This is a genomic window from Burkholderia sp. BCC1985, assembly GCF_905339915.1.
Classification (GTDB): domain Bacteria; phylum Pseudomonadota; class Gammaproteobacteria; order Burkholderiales; family Burkholderiaceae; genus Burkholderia.
Map to the genome: position 1 here is coordinate 45,945 of NZ_CAJPGY010000025.1, position 26,258 is coordinate 72,202.

Genomic DNA, 26,258 nt, shown 5'->3' on the forward strand with positions numbered 1-26,258 from the left:
GAGTCGTCGGGATCAGGAATCAGGGGGAGAAAAAGCGGGCGGGAAACGCGACGTCGATCTCGACGTCGTCGAGCGTGACCGTCTCGAGCGGCGCGCCGTCGTCGTCCGCGAAGCTGACCACCTTCAGCGGAAAGCCGTCCTCGGTGTCCAGCCACAGACGATAGCGATGCACGCCGTCGACCACGTGCGCGGGTGCGCCCGTCACCGACACGCGCAGCGTGGTGCGGCCGCCGACGGTTTCCTGGCCCTCCGTCACCGTCGCACCGCCCTGCTGCAGCGCATGCACGTTGCGCAGCAGCACGCCGACGTCCGACCGGTCGACGCGATGGCCGCTGCGATTGCGCAGGAGCGGATTGGATGGCGACAGCGTCAGCGCGGGCAGCGCATGCTCGCCGAACGGGCGCAGCCGGACCTTGCCGTCGCCGGGATCGTACGCGAGCACCGCGCCGTGATGCGGCGACACGAAGTCCATCCGGACGAAACCGGGTTTCAGGTATGCATAGTGGAATTCGGCGTGCTCGCCGCTTCGCGCCGACGAGCGGATCGTCGCGCGGTACGAGTGGACCTGGTCGAAATGCGTCTGCGCGACGGTCACGGGATCGGCTGTCATGCTCGCTCCTATCAGGCTCGCGGCCAGCAACGCGGCGATCATGGCGCCGCCTCGACGTCGAGCACGCCTTCCATTCCGCGCTCGCGATGACTGCGCAAGAACAGCAGCCGATGCGTGCAATAGTAGGCGAAGCGGCCGGGCGTCGTCGGCGTGAAGCGCAACGTGCGCGGCGTCGTGCCGAGTTCGGTGCGCACCGCGATGCCGGCCTGCGGCGCGTCGATCGCGAAACTGTGCGGCACGACGCCCGGTTCGGCCGATACGGTCAGCTCCACCGGCACGTGCGCGCGGACGATCACGTGGTTCGGGCGAAAGAAATAGCTGCCGCCGACGATCGCCACCCGCTGCACGCCGTCGGCGTCGACCGGCACGCGCACCGGGGCATCGCCGTCCGCCCGCGCGAGCCCGGCGCATGCCGCGAGCGCCACCGTCACCATCGCCACCTTCGCGTTCATCATTGGCTCCCTGCGGATGCCGCGTGCATCACCCCTTCCACGCGTCGGTCGGCCCGCCGAGCGCGCCGCATGCCTCGATCGCGAGTTCGCGCAGGCGTCGTTCGTCGGCGCGCCCGGAGAGCGCAAAACCCATGCCGCGATCCGACCAGAAATACGTATGGCGGCCGTCGGCCGACATCGCCCGGGGCGCGAAGCGCCGCGCGTCGTAGGCCGTCATGTAGAGCGTCACGCGCTTGCCGTCCGCGCGCTGGTACATGAGTTGCGCCGCCGGCCCCGCGTCGCCCGGCAGGAGCCGGCCGCCCAGCAATGCATAGCCGTATTCGTCGAGCGACGGCGCGCGCACGGGCCGCCCGAGACGCGCGGACAGCCACGCGGCAAGGCGCGCCGGATCGCGTGCGTCGACCTCGACCGGATGCTCCCGCTCGGCCGCGTACACGGCGTAAGCGACGTCCGCGCGTGCGGCGAATGCCGGCTCGGCGCCGAACGTCGTCCAGCCCGCGTGCAGCGCGATGCCGATCACCAGCCCGGCCGCCAGCCCCGCGAACGCATAGGCAAGGCCACGCCAGCGCGGCGCGCGCCGCTGCACGAACAGCGCGGGTGCGGCAGCCGGCAGCGGGAACAGCGCGTGCAACGCATCGCGCTGCGCGCCGTAATGCGCGAACCGGTCGGCCTCCCGCGGATCGGACCGCAGCCGCTCGAGCACCTCGCGGCGCTCCTGCCCGGACAGCTCGCCGTCGAGCAGCGCCGACAGCAGCTGGGCCGACACGGCATCGTCCCGATCGTTCGAAGGTTTGCGCGGATCGTCGTCGTCCATCATGTCTTCCCGATCACCCGTAACGCGGCCGCGCCGTGCGCCGGCGGCTCGCCGGACAACAGCGCACGCATCTGTTCACGCGCCCGTGACAGCCGCGACATCACAGTCCCCACCGGCACGCCGAGCACCTGTGCGGCGTCGCGGTAACTCAGCTCCTCGAGCGCCACCAGCAGCAGCACCTCGCGCTGCTCGACCGGCAGCCGGTACAGCGCGCGCTGCACGTCGCGCAGCAGCAGGCCGCCGATCTCGTCGTTCGGCGCGGCCATCGTCTGCCATGGCGCGGTCGCATCGTCGACCGCGATCTCGCGCCGCGCGCGCAACTGGTCGATGAAGCGGTGGCGCAGCAGCGTCAGCAGCCACGCGCGCAGGTTGCCGCCGTCACGCGGCGGCCGGTTCAGCGCGCGTTCCAGCGTGTCCTGTACGAGATCGTCCGCCCAGGCCCGATCGCCCGTCAGCGCGCGCGCATACCGGGTGAGATGCGGCAGCCACACCAGCAGGTCCGATTCGTAGCTCATCCGGATGCCTTGCGCGTCGCCGCGCCGTCAGCCCGTCAGTCCGTTCTCAGGGGCGCGCAACGTGCCACATTCCGCCGACGCCGTCACCGCCCGCGTCACCGGCCTTGTGGTCCATCTTCCAGCGGTATAGCGGACGGCCGCGGTACGCCCATTGCTTCTTGCCGTCGTCGCGCGTGACGAGGCTCAGTGCGCCCGACGCCTTGTCGTATCCGTCGGCGAGCGCCGGCGGCCAGTTGGCCGCGCAGGTGCCGGTGCACGTGCTCTTGCCCGGCGCGTCGTGATCGAACACGTACAGCGTCATGTGATCTTCGTCGACCAGTTTCCCGTCACCGGCCTGCGGCGGCTCGGCGGCCGCGGGCCGCACGATCGCGGCCATCAGCGCGATGGCGAACAGCATCGTCTTCATTCCCGTTCTCCTTGGCATGGCATCGCGGCACGGCGGCGCCGGACGGGACGTCGACTACGTCATGACCATTATCCCGCTGTCCGGCTGCGCCGCGACTCGGTAAGTAAACGGACGAATCCGGCCGGTTATTCCATTCCGCCCCGCAATTCAGTGCCATTCCTCCCGTGAGACAGACCGGGAACCCCAAAAAAAACGCGGCATGACATTGCTGTCATGCCGCGTTGTGCGACCCGTTGCGCGCGGCAGGCGATGAACCGTCGCCGCGCGCACCGGCCGGTTACCTCGGCAATGCGCCCGTCACCGCCTGCAGCAGCGTCGACACCGGTGCGAGCGGATTGTTCGCCGAGTTGTTGCCCGAGTGCGGCGTGACCGACAGGCTCGGCGTGGAACCCAGCGCCGTGCCCAGCGTCGTGCCGGCCGCATTGACGACCGTCGCCGTCGCGTTGCCGCCCGTCGACAGCAGCGAACCGGCTGCCCCCGCCGTGCTGCCCGCCGCGCTCGCGCCCGAGCCGAGCAGGCTGCCGCCCGCTGCAGCCGTCGAACCGGCCGCGCCCGACAACGCGCCGGCCGCCTGCCCGAGGGCCGCCGGACCGTTCGCCAGGGCCCCCGTCACCGAACCGAGCGCACCGGTCAGCGCGGCGGCCGGGTTGCTGCCGCCGGTCAGGCCGCTGACGAGGTTCGTGATCGGCGCGATCGGGCTGCTGCCGCCTGCGCCCGACAGCGTGCCGACGACCTGGTTCACGACGCCCTGCACCGGCGCCAGCGGGTTCGTGCCGCCGAGGCTGCCGAGTGCGCCCGTCACCGAACTGACCGCGTTGCTCAGTGCGCCGGCCGGGTTGCTGCCGCCGAGCGTACCGACCACCTGGTTCACGACGCCCTGTACCGGGGCCAGCGGGTTCGTGCCGCCGAGGTTGCCGAGTGCGCCCGTGACCGAGCTGACCGCGTTGCTCAGTGCGCCGGCCGGGTTGCTGCCGCCGAGCGTGCCGACGACCTGGTTCACGACGCCCTGTACCGGCGCCAGCGGGTTCGTGCCGCCGAGGTTGCCGAGTGCGCCCGTGACCGAGTTGACCGCGTTGCCCAGTGCGCCGGCCGGGTTGCCGCCCGTCGGCAGCGCGTTTTGCAGGCCGCTGACGAGGTTCGTGATCGGCGCGATCGGGCTGCCGCCGCCGGCGCCCGATAGCGTGCCGACGACCTGGTTCACGACGCCTTGTACCGGAGCCAGCGGGTTCGTGCCGCCGAGGCTGCCGAGCGCGCCCGTCACCGAGTTCACAGCGTCCGTCAGTGCGCTGGCCGGGTTGCCATTGCCGAGCGTGCCGGCGAGTTGCGTGACGGCGCCTTGCACCGGTGCCAGCGGGCTCGACGCGCCACCGATGTTGCCGAGCGTACCCGTGATCGTATTGACCGCGTTGCTCAGCGCACCAGCCGGATTGCCGCTGCCCAGCGTGCCCGTGACCTGGTCGACGACGTTCTGGATCGGCGCCAGCGGGTTCGTGCCGCCAACGTTGCCGAGTGCACCCGTCACCGTGCCGAGAGTGCCGGTCAGTGCGCCGGCCGGGTTGCCGCCGCCGACGTTGCCGAGTGCACCCGTCACCGTGCCGAGAGCGCCGGTCAGTGCGCCGGCCGGGTTGCCGCCGCCAAGCGCACCCGTTACTTGATTCACCACGCCCTGAACCGGCGCGAGCGGATTCGACCCGCCAGCGACGTTACCCAGCGCACCCGTGACCGTACCGAGGGCGCCGGTCAGCGCGCCGGCCGGGTTGCCGCCACCGAGCGCCCCCGTCACTTGATTGACGACACCTTGAACCGGTGCCAGCGGGTTCGACCCGCCACCGACGTTACCCAACGCACCCGTGACCGTACCGAGGGCGCCGGTCAGCGCGCCGGCCGGGTTGCCACCACCGAGCGCCCCCGTCACTTGATTGACGACACCTTGAACCGGCGCCAGCGGATTCGCACCGCCGCCGACGTTACCCAGCCCGCCCGTCACCGTGCCGACCGCATTGCTCAACGTCCCCGTCGCCGTATTCAGCGCGCCGCTCAACGCACCGGCCGGGTTGCCGCCACCGAGCGCTCCCGTCACCTGGTTCACCACGCCTTGTACCGGCGCGAGGGGCGTCACCGCGCCGCCACCGCCGCCGAGCGCGCCCTGCAGCGCGTTCACCGCGCCCGACAACGCCTGCGCCGGATTGCCCAGCGACGTCTGAATCGCGCCGGCCCCACCCGTCGCAACGGTGACCGAACCCAGCGGCGACGTGCCGGTCGCGGCCAACCCGATCGATACGCTGTTGGTCGGCGGATTCACGACGACTTGCGGAATCGGCAGCGCATCGAGCGGCCCGGCGACAGCCGAACCGGAAACCAGTACCCCGAACACCGTCGTGACCGACAGCGCCACACCCGTCAATTTAAAGTTTTGTCTCATCCTTACCCCATCTCGTTGGCACTACGTTGATAAAGCATGGGGATCGATTGCACGAAGTGTGCCATCCGGATAAAACGGATTGATTCGTTGGCCTATTGCAAGCCAATAACGGTTTTATATGGATTTCCGGGTAAATAAACGGGTCGCGCAGCCGCAATCATCTGACGATAAATGTGTCGGGAGCGCGGATGTAACGTAACGTTTGCGAGGCCGGAAGTAACGTGTTCCGGTACATCCCGGGTCACATCGGAACGTCCGTTGCGAAACGTCGCCGGATGGCCCGGACGGACCGCCTGCTTCGCATTTCATCTTCATGAAAATGCATTAATAAATCGCGTGTTTTCTGTTTTGCTTATTTCGCGATTTCTTTCCGCTCAATTGCGCAGATCATTTCCGGCTGCAAGACTTCACACAATACGGACAGCCGAATGAAAAACTGTGACGGCCGCACACGCGGCGGCCGTCGTATCGCAACGGGTTCAGCCGAAGCGCGCGGGCCGGTACGGATGGGGATCGATGAAGGTCGGCGCGCCCGTCATCATCTCGGCGAGCAGACGCCCGGTCGCGGGGCCGAGCGTGAGCCCGTGGTGACAGTGGCCGAACGCGAACCACAGATGACGATGGCGCGGCGCAGGCCCGATCACGGGCCGCATGTCGGGCGTGCACGGCCGCATCCCGAGCCACGGCGCCGGATCGAGCCGCTCGCCGATGCCGAACGCGTCGCGCGCCAGCGGCTCGGCACGCGCGAGCTGCACGCCGGTCGGCGGCGCGCCGCGCAACGCGATCTCGACGCCGGTCGTAAGCCGCAGGCGGCCGCCTTCCATCGGCGCGACGACGAAACCCTCCTCGGTATCGCACACGGGCACGTTCAGCGGCGCGCGGGTCGGCCGGTAATGCATGTGATAGCCGCGCTTCGCGCGCAGCGGAATCCGGTAGCCGAGCGGCGCGAACACGTGATCGGACCACGGCCCGAGCGCAACCACGGCCGAGCCGGCCGCAATCGGCCCATGCTCGGTATCGACCTGCCAGCCGTCGCGCACCTGCGCGAGCGTCGTCGCGTCGCCGCGTACGAACGTGCCGCCGTCGCGCTCGAACAGCCGCGCGTACGCCTTCGTGAGGCCGCCGGGGCTCGACACCGTCTTCGGGTCCTGCCAGTGGAATGCGCCGCAGAACGCGTCGCCGATGCCGGGCTCGCGTTCGCGCAACGCGCGCGCGTCGAGCACACTCATCCGCAACCCGTGCGCGTCGGCCACCCGCTGCTGCGCGCGCGTTTCCGCGTCGAACAGCGCGGGCGAACGGAACGCCTCGAGCCACCCGCCGTCATGCACGAGCGGCTGCGCGTCGGTGCGCGCGATCAGCGCGTCGTGCTCGACGACGCTCGCCGCGACGAGCGGCAGCATGTCGCGTGCGGCGGCCGCGAGCCGCTGCGGCGACGATTCGCGCCAGAAACGCGCAAGCCAGCCCGCATACGCAGGCAATGCTTTGTAGTCCCAATAGAGATCGACCGAGCGGTTGCGTGCGTAGCGCAGCAGCGTGCCGAGCCGGCGCGGGAACGCGTACGGCACGACCGACGAGCGCTCGATCAGCCCCGCATTGCCATGGCTCGTTTCCTCGCCGGGCGCGCGCCGGTCGACGAGCGCGACACGCAGCCCGCGATCCTGCAGATGCAGCGCCGACGACACGCCGACGATGCCGGCCCCCAGAACGATGACGTCGAAATCCATGCTTCCCCGTACTGCGTCGAGATTCGGTGCGACGCGCGCCGGCACCGCGGCCGGCGCGCGGCCTGGCTTACTTCGCGACGATGTCGCGCTTGAAATACTTCTGCGACAGCGCGCTCAGCGTGCCGTCCTTCTTCAGCGCGTCGAGCGCGCCGACGATCTTCGCCTGCAGCGCCTTGTCGCCCTTGCGCAACCCGAAGCCGGTGCCTTCGCCGAGCGTCGCGGGATCCTTCAGCGGCTCGCCGACGATCTGGTAGTCGCGGCCGGCCGGCTTGTCGAGGAAACCGTCCTGCGCGGTCTGCGCTTCCTGCACGGCCGCGTCGAGACGACCGGCGACGAGATCGGCATAGATCTGGTCCTGGTCCTGATACGACACGACGTCCACGCCCGCATTGGCCCAGTGCGCCTTCAGGAAATCCTCCTGCGACGAGCCCTGCAGCACGCCGACGTGCTTGCCGCGCAGGCTCGCGGCATCGGGCCGCAGCGGCGAGCCGCGGTGCGCGACCATCACGATCGGCACCACGTAGATCGCCGGCGTGAAATCGATGCTCTGCTTGCGCTTCGCGGTGATGTTCATCGCCGAATTGATCGCATCGAACTTGCGCGCCTGCAGCGCCGGGATCAGCCCGTCGAACGCATTCTCGACCCACACGCACTTCATGTTCAGCTTCGCGCAGACGGCATTGCCGACGTCGACGTCGAAACCCTGCAGCTGGCCGGCCGGCGTCTTGCTCTCGAACGGCGGATAGGCGGCTTCGATCCCGAAGCGCAGCGTGGTCTGTTCCGCGTGGGCGGTGACGGCCGCGCACGCAAGCGCCGCGACGGCGCAGAGGGAAAGCTTCCAGTTCATGACGATGTCCTTCGATTCCGGATTGAGGCGATGAAGACCGTTCGCGCGACGCCGTCGCCGGGCGCCGGATCGGCATGCGATGCATGCCGGCCGCCGGGCGGCAACATGCCGGTCCGCATGTGAAATATAGACTCTTAGTCTACTATAGACTATAGGGGATACGATAATCGCGGCCTCGCTGCCGCCCATCGAGATTCCGTCGATTACACAAAATGCCTTTGATTCATCGATGTTTTTTTCGACTAACAGCGGCTCGGGCCTGTCCTGAAAAGAAAAATTCACCCGACTTCTTTTGTCTATATTAGACTTTTAATCCATCACGAACACCGCCGGACGCCCGCTTTCGAGACTGTCCTGTCCGGCCCCGACCGGAGAAGTTCCATGACGCAACCCGCCCCGACCCTGCCGCTGACCGTCGACGAAGCCGCGGTGCGCGCGGCGCTGCCGTCGCTCGACGTGCTCGGCACGCTGCGCCGCATGTTCGCGTCGCTCGCATCGGCCCGCGCGGTGCAGCCGCCGCAAACCCTCACGCTGTTCCCCGAGCAGGCCGGCGATTTCATCACGTATCTCGGCGCACTCGCCGACGAGCAAGTGTTCGGCGCGAAACTGTCGCCGTACGTCGTGACGGGCGGCAAACCGATCGTCACGGCGTGGACCGCGCTGATGTCGATGCGCACCGGCCAGCCGCTGATGTGGTGCGACGCGGGGCTGCTGACGGTCGAGCGCACGGCCGGCACGACGGCGCTCGCGGTCGACTGCCTCGCGCCGCGCGATGCGCGCAGGCTCGCCGTGATCGGCGCGGGCGCGGTGGGCCTCGCACATCTGCGCCATACGGCGGCATTGCGCGACTGGGCATCGATCAGCGTCCATTCGCCCGCGCTCGCCGGCGACCCGGCGCTGCAGGCGACGCTCGCGCGGATCGATCCGCGCGCCCGTGCGGCCGCCAGCGTCGAGGCGTGCGTGCGCGACGCGGACGTCGTGATGCTGTGCACGTCGTCGGGCACGCCGGTGCTCGCCGACGGCATGCTCACGCGCCCCGCGCTCGTCACCTCGATCAGCACCAACGTCGCGCGCGCGCACGAGATCCCGCCCGCATGGTTGCCCGACATGGACGTGTACTGCGACTACCGGCACACGACGCCCGCGAGCGCGGGCGAGATGCAAATCGCGGCGGCCGGGCACGGCTGGACGCCGGAGCGGATCGTCGGCGACCTGCCCGCGCTCGTCGCAGGCACCTGCGCGGCGCCGTCGCGCACGCGTCACGCGTTCTTCCGCTCGATCGGCCTCGGGCTCGAGGACATCGCGATCGCACACGCGCTGTACATGCATCTGACGCGCGCATGAGCGGCACGCGCATGCGGGGCCGATACAATGGCGCAACCGCCGCGGCGGCAGCGCGGGGGCGCACGGGCGAGCCGGTGGACGGCACGCCGGCGCGCCGTGCCGACGCACCGCCCGGCTCCCGCTCACCCGAGATGGCGATTCCGATGCGCAAGAAGCAATCCCCCGTCAAAGACCTGCTGCTCACCCGCTACGCACCGATCGCCGACGGCATCGCGGCGCTGTTCTTCCCGTACGCGGAAGTCGTGATCCACGACCTGCACGACCAGACCGTGCTGTACCTCGCGAACAACCTGTCGAAGCGCGAGGTCGGCGACGATTCGGCGCTCGAGGAAATCGATCATTCGGCACGCGAGCGCGTGATCGGCCCGTACGAGAAACTGAACTGGGACGGCCGGCGCATGCGTTGCGTGAGCAACGTGCTGTTCGACGACGAAGGCCGGCCGGCCGGGATGATGTGCATCAACTTCAACATCGCGGTGTTCGACGACGTCCGCGCGACGCTCGACGTGTTCATCAAGGGCGCGGGCATCGTCGCGCAACCGGACGAGCTGTTCCGCGACGACTGGCAGGAGCGCATCAACACGTTCCTGCACGGCTGGCTGCGCGAGCGGCAGGTCGGCCTGAACGGCCTCACGCGCGAGCACCGGCGCGAGCTCGTCGAGGCGCTTTATGCGGAAGGCGCGTTCCGCGGCAAGAGCGCCGCGAACTACGTCGCGAACGTGCTCGGGATGGGGCGCGCGACCGTCTACAAGCACCTGAAGCATCTGAAGGAAACGCAGGGCGACGTGTGAGCGACCTGTGCTGCGGGCGTGGTTGCTTGGTCGCCAAGCTTGCCGCCTTCACCGTTCACCATCACTGACATCGGCCCCGCTACCGGTTCGCGCGGTCCGTGACTATGCTTCGTGATACGTCAGGGGCCGGCCCGTTCCACGCGGGCCAGCCCACGGCAAAGCATCGAAGCGTCGAAGCACAAAAATGCTATAGTCCCGGTTACATTTATTTGCCGCCCCGGACCACCCATGACGACCACACCCGCCCCGACTGCCCGCCCGATCCTGACCGTCGAAATCTGGTCCGACCTGATCTGCCCGTGGTGCTGGATCGGCAAGCGCCGCTTCGACGAGGCGCTCGCCGCATTCGCGCACGCGGAGCACGTCGACGTCGCGTTGCGTGCGTACCGGCTGATGCCGGGCCAGCCGGTCGAACCGGTGGAGGCGATGCTCGCGGGCAAGTACCGGATGTCGCCCGCGCAGGTCGACCAGATGTTGCGCCAGGTGACCGACGCGGCAGCGAGCGTCGGGCTGAGCTACGACCTGCCCGGCACGTTCGTCGGCGACACGCTCGACGGCCATCGGCTCGTGAAGCTCGCGGAAGCCACCGGCCGCGCCCATGCGCTGACCGAGCGCCTGTACCGCGCCTATTTCTGCGAGCACGGCTCGCTGTTCGACCATGCGGCGCTGATCGACTTCGCGGTCGAAGCGGGGCTCGAGCGCTCGGCCGTCGAAGCCGTGCTGCGCAGCGATGCATACCGTGACGAAGTCGAGGCCGACATCGCGCGCGCCGCGCAGATCGGCGGACGCGGCGTGCCGCTGTTCGTGTTCGGCGGCCGCTACGCGGTATCGGGTGCGCAGCCGGCCGACGTGTTCGCGCAGGCGCTCGAGCAGGCATGGCGCGACGGCGCCATCGTCGAATTCGCCGGCGACGACGCCGCCGCTTGCGGCCCCGACGGCTGCGAACTCCCGCCGCGCGGATAACGTCCGGCGCCGCGCGACACGCGCTGCCGCTACGCGTCGCTCCTGCCACAAACCGGCAGGAAGCGCACGCGAACGACGTCTACAATTGAGCCTTTCAAATAACTATCAGAGAGAAGGCTGCCAGCCATGACCCACGGGATCCACGGCGAGAAGCGCTGGTACGCGCTGATCGTCCTCTGCCTCGGCGTGCTGATGATCGTGCTCGACAGCACGATCGTAAACGTTGCACTGCCGTCGATCAGCACCGACCTCCATTTCACCGAGACGGCCCTCGTGTGGGTCGTCAACGCCTACCTGCTGACGTTCGGCGGCTGCCTGCTGCTCGGCGGCCGGCTTGGCGACCTGTACGGGCAGCGGCGCATGTTCCTCGCCGGCCTCGTCGTGTTCACGCTCGCGTCGCTCGCCTGCGGCCTCGCGCAATCGCAGACGATGCTGATCGCCGCGCGCGCGGTGCAGGGCTTCGGCGGCGCGATCGTGTCGGCCGTGTCGCTGTCGCTGATCATGAACCTGTTCACCGAGCCGGGCGAACGGGCGCGCGCGATGGGCGTCTACGGTTTCGTCTGCGCGGGCGGCGGCAGCATCGGCGTACTGCTCGGCGGGCTCTTGACGAGCACGCTGTCATGGCACTGGATCTTCCTCGTCAACCTGCCGATCGGCATCGCCGTCTATGCGATGTGCGTCGCGCTGCTGCCGCGCCTGCGCGCGCCGGCCGGCGCCGCGCGGCTCGACGTCGCGGGCGCGATCACCGTGACCGCGTCGCTGATGCTCGCGGTCTACGGGATCGTCGGCGGCAACGAGGCCGGCTGGCTGTCGACCCAGACCGTCGTGCTGATCGGCGCGGCCGTCGTGCTGCTCGCGCTGTTCGTCGCGATCGAGGCGCGCGTCGCGCATCCGCTGATGCCGCTCACGCTGTTCGCCGCGCGCAACGTCGCGCTCGCGAACGTGATCGGCGTGCTGTGGGCGGCCGCGATGTTCGCGTGGTTCTTCCTGTCCGCGCTCTACATGCAGCGCGTGCTCGGCTACGGACCGCTGCAGGTCGGGCTCGCGTTCCTGCCGGCGAACCTGATCATGGCCGCGTTCTCGCTCGGGCTGTCGGCGCGGATCGTGATGCGTTTCGGCATCCGCGGCCCGATCGCCGCCGGCCTGCTGATCGCGGCGTGCGGCCTCGCGCTGTTCGCGCGCGCGCCGGCCGACGGCAGCTTCGTCTGGCACGTGCTGCCGGGCATGACGCTGCTCGGCATCGGCGCGGGCGTCGCGTTCAATCCGGTGCTGCTCGCCGCGATGAGCGACGTCGATCCGGCCGATTCCGGGCTCGCGTCGGGCATCGTCAACACCGCGTTCATGATGGGCGGCGCGCTCGGCCTCGCCGTGCTCGCGAGCCTCGCGGCCGCGCGCACCGATGCGCTCGCGGCGGCACACGCCTCGCCGCTCGACGCGCTGAACGGCGGCTACCACGCCGCGTTCGCCGTCGGCGCCGCATTTGCGGCCGCGGCCGGGCTGCTCGGCCTCGCGCTGCGCATCCGCCGCCAGGACGCCGTTGCGGGCGCCGGCCCCGCGATGCATTGACGGCCGTCCGGCCTGAATCGGGGAGAGTTCCGCCCCGCCGCACCCGATGGCCCGCCATCGGCGTCGCAACCCGGCAACGCCGGCACGCCACCCCGCCCGGCCCGGCGCCTGTTCAAACGTTCGTTTGACCCGCCGGGAACGGCCCGTCCGGCGGGCCTTCCCGGCCGATTTTTAACGTAGTCGTACACCGAAGCGCCACTTTTGCGACAATGGCGGACTTTGATGCGCGCGCCGCGGCCGCGCGCCGCCGCCGAACGCCGCATAACCGCCTGCTTCCGATGTCGCTTCCCCATATCGATCTGCTGTACTCCCTGTCCGGCCTGTTCGTCGGCGTTCTCGTCGGCCTGACGGGCGTCGGCGGCGGTTCGCTGATGACGCCGATCCTCGTGCTGCTGTTCGGCGTCCACCCCGCGACGGCGGTTGGCACCGATCTGCTGTACGCGGCCGCGACCAAGGCCACCGGCACCCTCGTCCACGGACTGAAGGGGTCGATCGACTGGCGCATCACCGGCCGGCTCGCGGCCGGCAGCGTCCCGGCCGCGGCCGTCACGCTGTGGCTGCTGCACACGCACGGGATGAACTCGCCCGGCACCGCGCGAATGATCCAGCTGGTGCTCGGCATCGCGCTGCTGCTCACGTCGCTCGCACTGATCTTCCGGCCGCAGTTGACCGCGCTCGCCGCGCGCAACCCGCTCCCGCCGAATCCCGCGCGCACGTTCTGGTCGACCGTGCTGACGGGCGCCGTGCTCGGCGCGCTCGTGTCGATGACGTCGGTCGGCGCCGGCGCGATCGGCGTCACCGTGCTGCTGCTGCTGTACCCGCTGCTCGCGACCGCGCGCATCGTCGGCTCCGACATCGCGCACGCGGTGCCGCTCACGCTCGTCGCCGGCATGGGCCACTGGCTGCTCGGCTCCGTCGACTGGTCGATGCTGCTGTCGCTGCTGCTCGGCTCGCTGCCCGGCATCGTGCTCGGCAGCCTGCTGTCGGCGCGCGCGCCCGAGCGGCTTCTGCGCAACCTGCTCGCCTCGACGCTCGTCGCGGTCGGGGTGCGGCTCGTGCTCGCGTAAGCGGCACGGCTGCCGCCCGCCACGGCAGACATCGCCGTCTTCCCGCCCCTGATGGAAGAGATCGGCACGATTTGTCGGTGGGGAATTTCCGGCAAATCCTCGATACAGGGACATGCATTCCCCTTTCGAGGATCAAGCCGCTGCGAATCTCACGCGGACCCGACAACGCCCCGTCGGTCGACGACTCTCGGCCACCGTGGAAGATCACAGCATCGCGAGCCACATGCGCGATGTGATGCATGACCGGCCAGCACGCGACGCCGGCACCCCGCCGCAAAAAACAGCCCGACCGGCCTGCGCCGATCGGGCTGTCGTCCATCCGGGGCCTCGCGAACTCGGGCCGCCCGGCGCACGGCCGGGCAGCGCAAGTCGCTCGCGATCCTTACTGCCCCTGCTGCTTCAACTGTTGCTGCTTCATCTGTTGCGTACGCGCCTGCAGTTTCAGCACGCGCTGCAGCGCGGTACGGTTCGCGAGGATCCCGTCGTAGAAGTTGCCGAGGTCGCCCTTCAGCGCGGTCCGCGACGCGTCGTTCAGGTAGATCATGTGGCCCGACGGATAGTTCTTGATCGTCAGGTTCTGCGCCTTGAGCGTCGGATCGAGCGGCATCTGCGCGAGCGTCAGCTCGGTCTGGTGGAACGGCGTGACCGCATCGAAATAGCCGTTCGCCGACAGCACCTTCAGGTCCGGGTTCACGCTCATCGTCGCCGCGAGGTCGCCGGCCGTGTACAGCGTATTGCCGCCGCCCCTGTTTGCGCCGGTCGGGTCGGTGTGGCTGAAGTCCCAGTTGTTGAAGACCTGGTCGTTCAGGTCCACGAACGACGACGTCGACGTGTACTTGAGGTCGGTGTTGATGTAGCTGTTCCACAGCACCGTGTACGCGCCGCCGACGTTCGTGATCGACGGATCGTTGCTGCCCGAGTTCGGCAGGATGTACGGCGCGATGCCCTTGCCCGTGAAGTTCGCGCGACCGTCGTACTGGCCGATCTGCGTGCCCGGCACGAGCGTCAGGAAGAACGTGTACGGCGGGTTGTCGTCCGACGACGGCACGTTGCCGAGCGCGGCCGGGTTGCCGAACGTCTGGATCAGCGACGTCGGATCCGTGCCGATGTACGAACCCATCTGCTGCGCGGTCTGCAGGTTCAGGTTCAGCCGCACGTTCACGAAGCCGCCGTCCTGCGGGTTCGGCTTCTGCGCGAGCGGCGCGAGCGTGTTGTCCGCGTAGTTGCGGGCCTGCACCATGTATGCGTCGAGATCGGTCGGCGTCGGGTTGAGCGTCGTCTTCTTCCAGTAGAACGCGTCGGCCGCGAGCGTCGGGAAGGTACCCGGCGCGGACAGCGCATTCGCATAGTCGAGGATCGACGACTGCAGCGTGATCCCGTTCAGGTCGATGCCGTCCTCATGCAGCACCCACGACACGACCGCGCTGCGCGCGGTGCCGTACGACTCGCCGTACAGGAACTTCGGCGAGTTCCAGCGCGAGTACTTGGTCAGGTAGCGCTGGATGAAGCGGTCGATCGAGCGCGCGTCCTGGTCGGTGCCCCAGAAATCCTTGTTCTTCGCCGGGGCGATCGCCGCCGAGTAGCCGGTGCCGACCGGGTTGATGAACACGAGGTCGGTGCGGTCGAGCAGGCTGTCCGGGTTGTCGAGCAGCTTGTACGGGGCCGGCGGCGTGAAGTTCGGGAACGACGACTGCAGGCGCTTCGGCCCGTACGAGCCGAGCAGCAGGTAGACCGACGACGAGCCGGGGCCGCCGTTGTAGAAGAACGTGACCGGGCGCGGCTTCGACGGGTCCGGGTTGTCCTGCGTGTACGCGACGTAGAACATCTTCGCGTTCGGCGCCGACGTGATCGGGTCGATCGTGGTCAGGTGGCCGGTGGTGGCCGTGTACTGGACGGTCTTGCCGCCGATCGTGACCTGGCGGTGCACGACCGCGGCCCCTTCGGTCGAATCCGTGACCGCGTCGTTCGGCCCGGTGCCGTACACGTCGTTGTCGACGTACGGCTGGTCGGCCGGGACGGCGGCCGTTGCGTTGGTGCTGGCCGACGTGCTGCCGTTCGACGTCGTCGCGGCTGCCGCGGTGGCGGCGGTCGGGCCCGCCCCGTCGTCGCCGCCGCATCCCGTGACGAGCAGCGCCGCGGCCGCGGCTGCGGCGAGCGGCACGCTCAGCGTCGTTCCAAATAGCGCGAAACCGTCTTTCAAGGACTTCAGTGTCGTCATTATTGCCTCTCGAACAGAACGATAAATACCGCCGGTCGCAAAGGATCATTTGCGCCGGCGCTCCGCACCGGGAGCGCATTCGTTTTGCGATGCACCCCGAGTTTTTTACCGCATCGGCGAATACCGACCGGCATGATTTACCCCACCCATATTCCGCGATCGCACAATGGAATCAATTCCATTGCAAACGACGATTCAATAATGTGCGGCACTGCGAATTCGCCCTCGCCATCCGCACGCGCGAGAAACCGCAAGCAAAAGCATCCCCTGCAAAGGCCGCCAGACAAGGCGCCTTCGCTTCGAACAGACGAACGACTCCCTCGACGAAATGCCGGTCAATCGCGAAAGGGCGACCAACCGCAACTCGAGTCGATTTAATAAAATCGAAAGGATCGATTAACTATACGGAAAGGAATACTGTCTTTACGGGAATTTATTAAAATAAGTTAAAATATCGGCGCATAATAGATTCCGGATTTTCCGCCGTAAAGCAATAATTTGTTACAGCGCATGCCGTTCGAACCAAGTGCAATGCGGGACCGATTCCAGACGCTGAAAATAAAAAAGCCGGACGAGCGTCCGGCTTCCGTATCGCGGTGGGGCGGGTGCCGTCAGAGTGGCACATCGATCGCGCCCGCGCCGGCCGTGATCGCGTTCGCGCCGGGGGACGCCGAGATCGGCGGCAGGTTCGCGCTCGTCAGCGCCGGCGCGGCGCCCGGCGTGCCGCCGCGCGGCAGCGTGCGGACCACCTGTGACGGCGGCAGCGCGGCACCGTTCTTCAGGTGCCGCCACATCAGGTTCAGCGCCTGCAGGTTGTAGTAGTGGACCGGCACGAAGCGCGTGTCGAAGCCCGCGACGGGCAGGAACGCATCGAAGTGCTGCCCGTTCGTCACCTCGTAGAACACGAGCTGGCTCCGGCCGCCTTCACTGATGCCGTTCTGCGCGACGTACGCGCGCGACGCGTGATTCACGGGCACGAGCGCGTCGCTGCGGCCCTGCACGATGATCGCCGGCTTGCCCTGCAGGTTCGCGTTCACGCGCACCGCATCGACGTTCGCCGGCATGTCGAGCATCCCGTTGGTCCACAGCTGCCGCAGGCACAGCGCGCCCGCGAAACTCGCGTCGGGCGTCGCGAGCCGGTGGTCGACACCCGCGCCGGTGTTGAACACGAGATTGACGCCTGCCGTCGGCGGCACGCCGTTGCCGAGGCCGAACACGGCCGGCATCGGCGACGCGGCGGGCGGCGCCACCGCGCCCGTCGCCGCATTGGTGGTCGCGAAGCTGAAATTGCACAGGTTGTCGGTCACGCGCGAGCGCGTGTACGCGTTCGCATAGGTGACCGCGATCGCCGGAATCGCCTGCGAATCCCACATCGGCGCCTGCAGCAGGTCGGAATCCGCGAGATAGCCGGCCGCGTGCAGTTGCGCGAGCGCGTCGGCGGCCTGGCTCTGCGTATCGGCCCCCGACACGAACCCGGCCGCGGCGAGCGTCGCGCAGCGCTGCGTGCGGATCGACTGCGTGGTGGCGGCCGGCAGCGCGCTCAGGTACGGCGCGCCCGCGAGCGACGACGACGCGGCCGCACACGGCTCCAGCAGGTTCGCGAGCGTCGCGTAGTCGGCGAGCGGCCGGCCGAACGACGGCACCGGCTGGCCGCCCTCGCGCACGACCGCGTTCGGCGCCATCCGCACGTTGACTTGCGGCTCGCCGACCACGACCGCGGTGATCCAGCGGCGCGTGTCCTGCTCGGCCGCCGCGAGCGCCGCGCCGCCGCCGTTGCTGACGGACGCGGCGATCGTCGTGATGTCGCCCGGGCGGTAGCGCACGCCGTGATGCGAGCCGTCGACGAGCGGCCCGAACTGTTCGTTGAGCGCCCAGTACGCGAATTCGACCGCCTGCAGCGTCGCGTGCCCCCAGTCCTGCTCGGGATTCTGTTGCGAATGCGCGTGCTTGAACGCGTAGCGGTTCGGGAAGCGGCTGTTGGACGCGGCCAGGTCGCTGCTCGTCACATTGGCGGTAAAGAGACTCGCATTGCCGGCGAGCACCGCGTCGGCGAGCGTGCCGTCGATCAGCGTGATCGTGTCGGTGCCGAGCTCGTGCGCGCCGTTGCCGCCGCCCTTGTCGTTGTACGCGACCGCGCAGCCGCGCTTGAGACCCCACTCGCCGGCCGCCGAGATCGCGCCGTACACGCCGCGCGAACCGGACGACGTCGCGGTGACGATGCACGGCTGTGCGGGGTCGAAGCTGGCGGGCACCTGGACGAGCAGCGTCACGTTCTTGCGGCCGCTGCCGTCGTCGGAATACGCGAGATATTCGGTGCCGGGAATCTTGCCTTCGCCGAGCGTGTCGTTGCCGTCGAGGTCGACGTTCGGTCCCCAGAAGCGGCCGTAGCCGCCGTTGGCGCTCATGTCGACGAGCGCGCGGTAGTTCGACCAGATCGCGAGCCGGCGCAGCTCGGCGCTCGTCGGCCGCGACGGATTCGCGAACGCCGGCGCGGTGGCGGCGGCGAGGCCCGTCTTGCCGAGACCGGCCGTCAGCAGGTCGTCGCCCGTACCGTCGTAGGCGGTGGTGCGCACGCTGCCGGACACGAACCCGGGCAGCCGGTTGCGTTCGGACGACTCGTCGCCGTTGCAGGCGCCGAGCAACGTGACCGCGACCAGCGCCGCGCCCCAAAGAATCCGACTGCCCCACCCGTGCGTTGTCATTGCCGCCCTCTCGATATCGTTATCGGTGCGCCGCTGCGTCGTGCCCGGCTCGCGGCCTGTCGGGAAAACGCCGGGCCGCCCAAGGTTTTCCGCCCCGAAGGAAGTTTCCTTGGGGGACGCCCGCTCGGGGGCCTGGCGCGAAGCGACGGGCCCGGGGGCATTCAAAAGTGCAAACGGGCCCCGGCACGCCGGGGCCCGCGTGAAAGCGGGCGCGCGGCGCTGGCGCGCCGCCGCCCGGCATCATTGCTGCTGAACCGTCAGCTTGTTCGTGACCGACGTCACGCCCTTCACGCCCTTCGCCGCCTCTTCCGCCTTGTCGATCTGTGCCTGGTCGGGCACCGTGCCCTCCAGCGAGATCGCGCCGCCCTTCGAGCGCACGACGATGTTCGCCACGTCGATGCCGCCTGCCTTCGTAATGGCCTTGCGCACCGCATAGCCGAGCTGGCGGTTGGCCTTCTTCGCGGTCTTGGCCGCCGCCTTCGGCGAACTCGCTGCCGCGGCCGGCGCTTCGGTCGCCGCCGCATCGCTCGACTGCGCGTACACGCTGCCCGTCAGACAGGCCGCCACGGCCGCAACACCCAACGCTCTCAACACGATCGACTTCATGCTATCTCCTTGTAACTCCGGAACGGCCGTGCACAGTACGGCCGGATACCCCCAAAGGCAGCCGGCCCGCGCGCGAACGGGCGGGACGGCCGATGATTTCCACGGCGATGCGAGAGAGGCGACACGGGCCGGCGGCCGGCGCGCGCGAATGCGGGCCGGCCGGGCCGGACAGCCGCCGGCCGGGCGCGCCCGGTCTCATAACGTGCCGGGTCGTGCGCGAATCGGGCGCGGCTGCGTCGCACAATGTAATCCAGCGCCAGCCGAAGCGCAAAGCTTTTGACGCGTGGCCGCCCGCCATCCGCCCGCGCGCGCCCGTGTCCGCCGCCGCGCGACGGCGCCGGACTCGCGCACGCCGGGCGAAACCGGGTACCATCGCCGCCAGAACGCGCATCGCGTGCCTTGTCCGCGACGGCCGTCATCGCTGCGTCACGCCCGTGTCATCCGCCGACTCCATGAAGCCAGCCCGCCCGCCCCGCCGCATCCTCGCCCGCTTCGTCGCGGTGTCGTGGCGCGACCTCGCGCTGTCGATCGGCCCCACCGTGCTGCTCGCGGTCGCAGCGGTCTGGTTCGCGGTCAAGCTGATCCAGCCGGCGCCGCCGTCCACGCTCGTGATTTCGTCCGGCCCGCCCGGCAGCACCTACTGGAACGCCGCGCAGAAATACAAGGCGATCCTCGCGAAGAACGGCGTCACGCTCGACGTCCAGTCGTCCGAAGGATCCGCGCAGAACCTCGCGCGGCTGTCGAATCCGGACGCGCCGGTCGACGTCGGCTTCGTGCAGAGCGGCATCGGCCCGAAGGAGCGCGATGAACACCTGGTCTCGCTCGGCAGCATCGGCTACGTGCCGCTCGCGATCATGTACCGCGGGCCGGTGGTCGCACGCCTGTCCGACTTCAAGGGCAAGCGGCTCGCGCTCGGCGCGGAAGGCAGCGGCGCGCGCGAATTGAGCCTGGCGCTGCTGAAGATGAACGGCATCGTGCCGGGCGGCTCGACCGAGCTGCTGCCGACCGCCGGCGAGGACGCCGCGGCCGCGCTGCTCGACGGCAAGATCGACGCCGCGTTCCTGTCCGGCGACTCGACGCAGATCCCGGTGATGGCGAAGCTGTTCCGCGCGCCCGGCGTGCACGTGTACTCGTTCACGCAAGCCGAGGCCTACGCGCGGCGCTTTCCGTACCTGACCGCGATCACGCTGCCGATGGGCGTCTACGATCTCGGCCTCAACCTGCCGCCCGCCGACATCCACACGGTCGCGCCGACGATCGAGCTGGTCGCGCGCGATACGCTGCACCCCGCGCTGTCCGACCTGCTGATCGAGGCCGCGCGCGAAGTGCACGGCCACGCGACGATCCTGCAGCACGCGGGCGAATTCCCGTCGGCCGTCACGCGCGGCTTCCCGCTGTCCGACGACGCGGGGCGCTATTACAAGTCGGGCAAGTCGTTCCTGTACCGGCGGCTGCCGTTCTGGGTCGCGAGTCTCGTCGACCGGCTGCTCGTCGTCGTGGTGCCGCTGATCGTCGTGCTGATCCCCGGGTTGCGGCTGGTGCCGTCGCTGTACGGCTGGCGCGTGCGTTCGCGCATCTACCGCTGGTACGGCGCGCTGATCGCGCTCGAGCGCCGCGCGCTCGGCGAGCATACGGCCGAAGAGCGCGTCCAGCTGCTCGACGAACTCGACGACATCGAGGAAGCCGTGAACCGGATGAAGATGCCGCTCGCGTACGCGGGGCAGTTCTACGTGCTGCGCGAGCACATCGGCTTCGTGCGCGAGCGGCTCACCGCGCACGATCACGACGTCGCATCGGGCACGCCGGGCACACCCGGCGCCGGCGGCCGCGCAGCGGCGCGCGGCGGCGCCGCGGCGCCGGCCGGCGAGCCCCCCCGGGCGACTCCCGGTTCCGCGTGAGCGGCCGATCCGCGATCATTGCTGCATCCGCGCGGTTGCATCCGCGCGCCGTCACGTAACATGAAGGCCGCCGCCAGGCGCGCACGCCCCACCCTCTGGAGATCGCCATGACAACCGGCCTCGACACTGCCCAGCCTGCCTGGTTCTTCGACTTCGTGTCGCCGTTCTCCTACCTGCTGCTCGAACAGCACGACAAGTGGCCCGACGTGCCGTTCGACCCCGTCGCCGTGTCGCTGCCCGACCTGCAGCGCCACTGGGGGCAGCGCCCGAGCGCCGACGTGCCGGCCAAGCGCGTGTTCACGTACCGCCACGCGCTGTTTCGCGCCGAACAGCTCGGCATCCGCTTCAAGATGCCGCCCGCGCATCCGTTCGACTCCGACAAGGTGTTGCGCCTCGCGATCGCGCTGCGCGCCGACATCGCGACCGTACTCGAAATGTTCCGCTTCATCTGGCACGACGGCAACGATCCGTCGACGCCGGACGGGTTCGCGGCGCTGTGCGAGCGCGTCGGCGTCGGGCATGGCGACGAGCTGATCGAATTCGAGGAGACGAGCGCGCAGTTGCGCCGCAACACCGACGACGCGATCGCGCTCGGCGTGTTCGGCGTACCGACCTTCTGGATGAACCAGCAGCTGTTCTGGGGCGAGGACGCGCTGCCGATGGTGCTGTACTGCGCGCGCACGCCGAACTGGCTCGAGTCGCGCGAGGTCAAGCGGATCAGCGTGCTGCCGAAGGGGCGCACGTGATGGCCGGTATCACGCACGGCAACGTGCGGCTGCGGTAAGGTTACGCTTCTCCCGAACACCGCTCGCCGATGGAAGACGACGATCGTACCGCCTCGCTCGATATCTGGCTCGTGCGCGTATTGCGCACGCTGCTGCTCGAGCGCAGCGTCACGCAGGCCGCGCTGCGCCTGAACCAGACCCAGCCCGCGATCAGCACCGCGCTGCGCAAGCTGCGCGAGACGCTGAACGACCCGATTCTCGTGCGCGGCAAATCCGGGATGGTGCCGACCGAGTACGGCGCATCGCTGCTCGGTGCCGCGTCGCGCGCGCTGCGCGAGGTCGACTTCATCGCGACGCCGCACGGCGACTTCGATCCATCGTCCGCGCGGCGCACGTTCCGCGTGGCCGCACCCGACTACCTGAACGATTTCTTCATGCCGACGCTGATCGAGCGCTTTCGCGACGCGGCGCCGCATGCGCATCTGGAAATCGACTCATTGAATCCCGCGCTCGATCACGCGGAGGCGCTCGAATCGGGCGCGCTCGATCTCGTAATCGGCAACTGGCCGAAGCCCGACCCGCGGTTCGCGCGCCAGGACCTGTTCTCCGACACGATCGTGTGCCTGATGCGCGACGCGCATCCGCTCGCCCGCGAACCGCTCACGCGCGAAGCGTACGCGTCGGCCGCGCACGTCGCGCCGACGCCGTACACCGGCGACAAGCGCAACGCGATCGAGATCGGCCTCGCCCGCGCCCGTCTCACGCGACGGATCGTGACGACGCTGCCGTACTTCGGCATCGTGCCGCAGGTGCTGCTGCAGTCGGACCTGATCTTCACGACGACGCGCCGCTTCGCGACGCACTACGCGCAGCTGCTGCCGCTCGTCGTCGTCGCGCCGCCCGTGCCGTTCCCGCGCATCAAGAGCTACCTGCTCACGCACCCGCACCCCGATCGCCCGACCGACATCGCGTGGCTGTGTGCGCTGATGCAGAGCGTATCCGACGAGCTGACCGCCGCACGCGGCCGCAAGCGCTGAAGCGGCGCTCAACCCGCGCGGAATCGCCCGCGCACGATCACGCGGCGCGGCCGCTCAGGCCGTGCAGAAGGTTTCCTGCAGATGGGTCCAGCGCACGACGCCTGCCGCGTCGCGCGCGAACACGGCGGTCGCGCGACGCGCGGGCAGTTCGCCCGACGCCGCCTGCTGCGCTTCAAGATAGGTGAGCACCGCATGCGACGCGTCTGCCGCGAGCACGCGGATGTCCGACAGTGTGATGCGCAGCCCCGGCTTCGCGCCGCCGAGCTTCGCGAACAGCGCGCGCGTGTCGTCGCGGTCGAACGCGCGACCGTCGGTCATGATCATCGTGAATTCGGCGGAGAAAGGCGCGAGCAGCGCATCGAGCGCCGCGGGGGAAGTATCGGCGCCGGACAGCCAGCGCTCGATGACGACGAGGCTCGCATCGAGCGCATCGAGATAGACCTGATGATCGGACATGGTACCTGCACGAAAGAACGCGCGGCCCGCTGCCGCGCGATCCGTGCAGTGTAGGCAAAAACGCGCGGACGTGGGTCGGGCGTGCCGCCCCTGATCGCTACCGCGCGCAGCGCGCGTCGTCGCGCAAGCGCCCCGCCGCGGCCGCCTTCGCATCGGCCACCGGCATGCCCGAGCGGGTCTGCAGCAGTTCCGCGCAGACGGCCACCGCGATCGCACCGGGCGCCTTGTCGACGATGCCCGCGACGCCGATCGGACACACCATCTCGGCGAGCCGCGCCGGATCGACGCCGCGCGCGGCGAGCCGGCGCTCGAACTTCACGCGCTTGGTACGCGAACCGATCATCCCGAAGTACGCGAAGTCGCGCCGCCGCATGATCTGCGCGGCGAGCGAGAAGTCGAGCGCGTGGTTGTGCGTCATCACGAGGAAGTACGCGCCGGGCGGCGCCGCGTCGACGACGGCCTCGGGTATGTCGGTCGGCTCCGGCTGCACGTTCGGCGGACATTCGTCCGGGAACAGCTCGTCGCGCGTATCGACCCACTGCACGACGCACGGCAATGCGCCGAGCAGCGTGACGAGCGCATGGCCGACGTGCCCCGCGCCGAACAGCACGATGTGCATCGGCGCGGACGTACCGGTCGCGCGGTTGCGCTGGCCGGTACCCTGCGCGAATGCCGGGGTCGTCGCGGTGCGAAACGAACGTGCAGGCCCGTTCATCTCAACCTGCCTGACCGGCGCGCGCAGCACGCACCGCAGTGATCGCGCGCAGGATCGACTCGCCGGTGGCCGGCGCGTCGAGCGGCGGATTCACCCGGTAGTCGCCGACCGCCGCAATCGCGTCGCGCACCGCGAAGAACACCGAGAACGGCAGCAGCAGCGGCGGTTCGCCGACGGCCTTCGAACGATGGATGCTGTCCTCCACGTTGCGGTTCTGGAACAGCCGCACGTTGAATTCGGGCGGCGTGTCGTTGACCGTCGGGATCTTGTACGTGGACGGCGCATGCGTCATCAGCTTGCCGCCCTTGTTCCACCACAGCTCCTCGGTCGTGAGCCAGCCCATTCCCTGGATGAACGCGCCTTCGACCTGGCCGATGTCGAGCGCCGGGTTCAGCGATGCCCCCACGTCGTGCAGCGCGTCGACGCGCAGCGTGCGCATCTCGCCCGTCAGCGTGTCGATCACGACCTCCGACACGGCCGCGCCGTACGAGTAGTAATAGAACGGCCGGCCCTGCAGCTTCGACTGATCCCAGTACAGCTTCGGCGTCGCGTAGAAGCCGTCGGACCACAGCTGCACGCGCGCGAGATACGCCTTCGCGATCACCTCGCCGAACGGCACGCTCGCGCCGCCGATCCACACGAAGTCGTTGCCGAACTTCACGTCGGCCGCATCGACCTTGCCGTCGCCGAACTGCTTCGCCGCGAATGCCGCGAGGCGCTCGCGCAGCTGGCGCGCCGCGTCCTGCGCGGCCTTGCCGTTCAGGTCGGAGCCCGTCGACGCAGCCGTCGCGGACGTGTTCGCGACCTTGCTCGTGTCGGTCGCCGTCACGCGGATCCGGCCGAAGCGGATGCCGAGCTCGTGCGCGACGACCTGCGCGACCTTCGTGTTGAGCCCCTGCCCCATCTCCGTGCCGCCGTGGTTCACGAGCACCGAGCCGTCGGTGTAGATGTGCACCAGCGCGCCGGCCTGGTTGAAGTGCGTGACGTTGAACGCGATGCCGAACTTCACCGGCGTGAGCGCGATGCCCTTCTTCAGCACCGTGTTGCGTGCGTTGAATTCGCGCACGCCCGCGCGCCGCGCGCGGTAGTCGCTCGTCGCCTCGAGTTCGCCGAGCAGTTCGTGCAGCACGTTGTCCTCGACCGTCTGCCCGTAAGGCGTCACGTTGCGCTCGGTCTTGCCGTACAGGTTCGCGTAGCGCACGTCGAGCGGATCGCGGCCGAGCGCGCGCGCGACGTCGTCGAGGATGTATTCGATCGCGAACGCGCCCTGCGGGCCGCCGAAGCCGCGGAACGCGGTGTTCGACTGCGTGTTGGTCTTGCCGCAGTAGCCGGCGATTGCGACGTCCTGCAACCAGTACGCGTTGTCGAAGTGGCACACCGCGCGCGTCATCACCGGGCCCGACAGGTCCGCCGAGAAGCCGCAGCGCGACGTCATGTCGAGCGCGACGCCGTCGAGGCGGCCGTCGTCGTCGTAGCCGACGTCGAAGCGGTAATGGAAGTCGTGCCGCTTGCCGGTGATCATCATGTCGTCGTCGCGGTCCGGACGCAGCTTCACCGGGCACAGCAGCTTCCACGCGGCGAGCGCCGCGCAGCATGCGAACAGGCCCGACTGCGATTCCTTGCCGCCGAACCCGCCGCCCATCCGGCGGCATTCGACCAGCACGTTGTGCGACGCGACGCCGAGCACGTGCGCGACGAGGTGCTGCATCTCGCTCGGGTGCTGCGTCGAGCAGTACACGTGCATCCCGTCGTCGTCCTTCGGCACCGCGTACGCGATCTGCCCTTCCAGGTAGAACTGCTCCTGGCCGCCGAGCAGCATCTCGCCCGATTCGCGATGCGGCGCGGCGGCAAGCCGCGCGGCCGCGTCGCCCCGCGCGAGTTTCAGCGGCGGGATCACATAGGTTTCGGCCTGGCGCGCTTCCTGCGCGGTCAGGATCGCGGGCAGCTCCTCGTAGTCGACCTGCGCGCGGCGCGCGGCGAGCCGCGCGGTTTCGTGCGACGTCGCGACGACGATGAACATCGGCTGGCCGACGAACTGCACGATGCCTTTGGCGAGTACCGGATCGTCGTGGATGATCGGGCCGCAATCGTTGACGCCGGGGATGTCGTCGGCCGTGAACACGGCGACCACGCCGGGCGTCGCGCGCACCGCGTCGAAGTTCATCGACACGATCTTCGCGTGCGGCTTCGCGGACAACCCGAGCGCAGCGTGCAGCGTGCCCGCGACGAGCGGGATGTCGTCGGTGTAGGTCGCGCGCCCGCTCACGTGCAGGTGCGCGGATTCGTGCGCGCGCGAGACGTGCACCTGCGCGGCGTCGGCCTGCGGGTCGAGGGTGTTCAGGAACGGTTCTGCTTGCTGGTTCATGTTCGGTGTTCTCCC

22 protein-coding genes are annotated in these 26,258 nt (G+C 69.2%); 8 read left to right on the plus strand and 14 right to left on the minus strand.

The genetic code is table 11. The features are described 5' to 3' along the window. Nucleotides 1-19 precede the first annotated feature (19 nt). The 8 genes from U4Z31_RS24130 to U4Z31_RS24165 all read right to left on the minus strand — a co-directional run bounded on the left by U4Z31_RS24130 (nucleotide 20) and on the right by U4Z31_RS24165 (nucleotide 7,790). Entirely contained in the window at nucleotides 20-652 is a 633-nt protein-coding gene (locus U4Z31_RS24130; protein ID WP_124522837.1) for a LolA family protein, read from the minus strand. Then, the gene (locus tag U4Z31_RS24135) at nucleotides 649-1,062 is read right to left on the minus strand and encodes a quinol oxidase (RefSeq protein ID WP_124488738.1); all 414 of its coding nucleotides are present in this window, start codon (nucleotides 1,060-1,062) and stop codon (nucleotides 649-651) included. The genes U4Z31_RS24130 and U4Z31_RS24135 overlap by 4 nt, the downstream gene beginning before the upstream one ends. A 28-nt stretch (nucleotides 1,063-1,090) precedes the next feature. Next, nucleotides 1,091-1,876 (minus strand): anti-sigma factor family protein, encoded by a 786-nt coding sequence (locus U4Z31_RS24140; protein ID WP_415750299.1) that lies wholly within the window; start codon nucleotides 1,874-1,876, stop codon nucleotides 1,091-1,093. Continuing rightward, nucleotides 1,876-2,391 (minus strand): sigma-70 family RNA polymerase sigma factor, encoded by a 516-nt coding sequence (locus U4Z31_RS24145; protein ID WP_044846302.1) that lies wholly within the window; start codon nucleotides 2,389-2,391, stop codon nucleotides 1,876-1,878. The genes U4Z31_RS24140 and U4Z31_RS24145 overlap by 1 nt, the downstream gene beginning before the upstream one ends. A gap of 46 nt (nucleotides 2,392-2,437) precedes the next feature. Further along, complete coding sequence (locus U4Z31_RS24150; protein WP_124488735.1) at nucleotides 2,438-2,797, minus strand: hypothetical protein; 360 nt, start codon at nucleotides 2,795-2,797, stop codon at nucleotides 2,438-2,440. Between the two features lie 277 nt (nucleotides 2,798-3,074). Next, entirely contained in the window at nucleotides 3,075-5,219 is a 2,145-nt protein-coding gene (locus tag U4Z31_RS24155; protein ID WP_321811556.1) for a hypothetical protein, read from the minus strand. 479 nt (nucleotides 5,220-5,698) lie between these two features. Next, complete coding sequence (locus U4Z31_RS24160; protein ID WP_321811557.1) at nucleotides 5,699-6,943, minus strand: FAD-binding oxidoreductase; 1,245 nt, start codon at nucleotides 6,941-6,943, stop codon at nucleotides 5,699-5,701. Between the two features lie 67 nt (nucleotides 6,944-7,010). After that, on the minus strand, nucleotides 7,011-7,790 hold the full coding sequence (locus U4Z31_RS24165) for an ABC transporter substrate-binding protein (RefSeq protein ID WP_124522832.1): 780 nt from the start codon (nucleotides 7,788-7,790) through the stop codon (nucleotides 7,011-7,013). A 381-nt stretch (nucleotides 7,791-8,171) separates the two neighbouring features. Here U4Z31_RS24165 and U4Z31_RS24170 point away from each other — a divergent pair, with 381 nt between their 5' ends. From U4Z31_RS24170 to U4Z31_RS24190, 5 genes are all read left to right on the plus strand, one after another. Continuing rightward, the gene (locus tag U4Z31_RS24170) at nucleotides 8,172-9,134 is read left to right on the plus strand and encodes an ornithine cyclodeaminase family protein (RefSeq protein WP_044844133.1); all 963 of its coding nucleotides are present in this window, start codon (nucleotides 8,172-8,174) and stop codon (nucleotides 9,132-9,134) included. Further along, nucleotides 9,131-9,925, plus strand: coding sequence for a transcriptional regulator (locus U4Z31_RS24175; RefSeq protein WP_321811558.1), 795 nt, complete (start codon nucleotides 9,131-9,133; stop codon nucleotides 9,923-9,925). The genes U4Z31_RS24170 and U4Z31_RS24175 overlap by 4 nt, the downstream gene beginning before the upstream one ends. 228 nt (nucleotides 9,926-10,153) lie before the next feature. Beyond that, the gene (locus tag U4Z31_RS24180; protein WP_124488730.1) at nucleotides 10,154-10,888 is read left to right on the plus strand and encodes a DsbA family oxidoreductase; all 735 of its coding nucleotides are present in this window, start codon (nucleotides 10,154-10,156) and stop codon (nucleotides 10,886-10,888) included. A 126-nt stretch (nucleotides 10,889-11,014) separates the two neighbouring features. Beyond that, nucleotides 11,015-12,454 (plus strand): DHA2 family efflux MFS transporter permease subunit, encoded by a 1,440-nt coding sequence (locus U4Z31_RS24185; protein WP_124488729.1) that lies wholly within the window; start codon nucleotides 11,015-11,017, stop codon nucleotides 12,452-12,454. A gap of 278 nt (nucleotides 12,455-12,732) precedes the next feature. Next, entirely contained in the window at nucleotides 12,733-13,521 is a 789-nt protein-coding gene (locus tag U4Z31_RS24190) for a sulfite exporter TauE/SafE family protein (RefSeq protein ID WP_044844146.1), read from the plus strand. Nucleotides 13,522-13,903: 382 nt separating this feature from the next. Here the strand turns inward: U4Z31_RS24190 and U4Z31_RS24195 are convergent, their stop codons facing one another. The 3 genes from U4Z31_RS24195 to U4Z31_RS24205 all read right to left on the minus strand — a co-directional run bounded on the left by U4Z31_RS24195 (nucleotide 13,904) and on the right by U4Z31_RS24205 (nucleotide 19,047). After that, the gene (locus U4Z31_RS24195) at nucleotides 13,904-15,739 is read right to left on the minus strand and encodes a S10 family serine carboxypeptidase-like protein (RefSeq protein WP_321811559.1); all 1,836 of its coding nucleotides are present in this window, start codon (nucleotides 15,737-15,739) and stop codon (nucleotides 13,904-13,906) included. A gap of 611 nt (nucleotides 15,740-16,350) precedes the next feature. After that, nucleotides 16,351-18,441: a D-(-)-3-hydroxybutyrate oligomer hydrolase gene (locus tag U4Z31_RS24200; protein ID WP_321811560.1), complete on the minus strand. Its 2,091-nt coding sequence runs from the start codon at nucleotides 18,439-18,441 to the stop codon at nucleotides 16,351-16,353. A gap of 240 nt (nucleotides 18,442-18,681) precedes the next feature. Continuing rightward, nucleotides 18,682-19,047, minus strand: a complete 366-nt coding sequence (locus tag U4Z31_RS24205) for a BON domain-containing protein (RefSeq protein WP_044844127.1) — start codon at nucleotides 19,045-19,047, stop codon at nucleotides 18,682-18,684. A 452-nt stretch (nucleotides 19,048-19,499) separates the two neighbouring features. Here U4Z31_RS24205 and U4Z31_RS24210 point away from each other — a divergent pair, with 452 nt between their 5' ends. The 3 genes from U4Z31_RS24210 (at nucleotide 19,500) to U4Z31_RS24220 (ending at nucleotide 22,707) form a co-directional block, all read left to right on the plus strand. Further along, nucleotides 19,500-20,945, plus strand: a complete 1,446-nt coding sequence (locus tag U4Z31_RS24210; protein ID WP_321811561.1) for a TAXI family TRAP transporter solute-binding subunit — start codon at nucleotides 19,500-19,502, stop codon at nucleotides 20,943-20,945. A 107-nt stretch (nucleotides 20,946-21,052) separates the two neighbouring features. Continuing rightward, nucleotides 21,053-21,691, plus strand: a complete 639-nt coding sequence (locus tag U4Z31_RS24215; protein WP_044844125.1) for a 2-hydroxychromene-2-carboxylate isomerase — start codon at nucleotides 21,053-21,055, stop codon at nucleotides 21,689-21,691. A 68-nt stretch (nucleotides 21,692-21,759) separates the two neighbouring features. Next, nucleotides 21,760-22,707 (plus strand): LysR family transcriptional regulator, encoded by a 948-nt coding sequence (locus U4Z31_RS24220; RefSeq protein ID WP_044844124.1) that lies wholly within the window; start codon nucleotides 21,760-21,762, stop codon nucleotides 22,705-22,707. Between the two features lie 54 nt (nucleotides 22,708-22,761). On the opposite strand, the gene U4Z31_RS24225 is transcribed toward U4Z31_RS24220, so the two are convergent. The 3 genes from U4Z31_RS24225 to xdhB form a co-directional block, all read right to left on the minus strand. Beyond that, nucleotides 22,762-23,163 (minus strand): polyketide cyclase, encoded by a 402-nt coding sequence (locus U4Z31_RS24225; protein ID WP_044844123.1) that lies wholly within the window; start codon nucleotides 23,161-23,163, stop codon nucleotides 22,762-22,764. A 97-nt stretch (nucleotides 23,164-23,260) separates the two neighbouring features. Next, entirely contained in the window at nucleotides 23,261-23,878 is a 618-nt protein-coding gene (gene xdhC / locus U4Z31_RS24230) for a xanthine dehydrogenase accessory protein XdhC (protein WP_321811562.1), read from the minus strand. A gap of 1 nt (nucleotide 23,879) precedes the next feature. Beyond that, entirely contained in the window at nucleotides 23,880-26,243 is a 2,364-nt protein-coding gene (gene xdhB, locus U4Z31_RS24235; RefSeq protein WP_321811563.1) for a xanthine dehydrogenase molybdopterin binding subunit, read from the minus strand. Nucleotides 26,244-26,258: the final 15 nt, after the last annotated feature.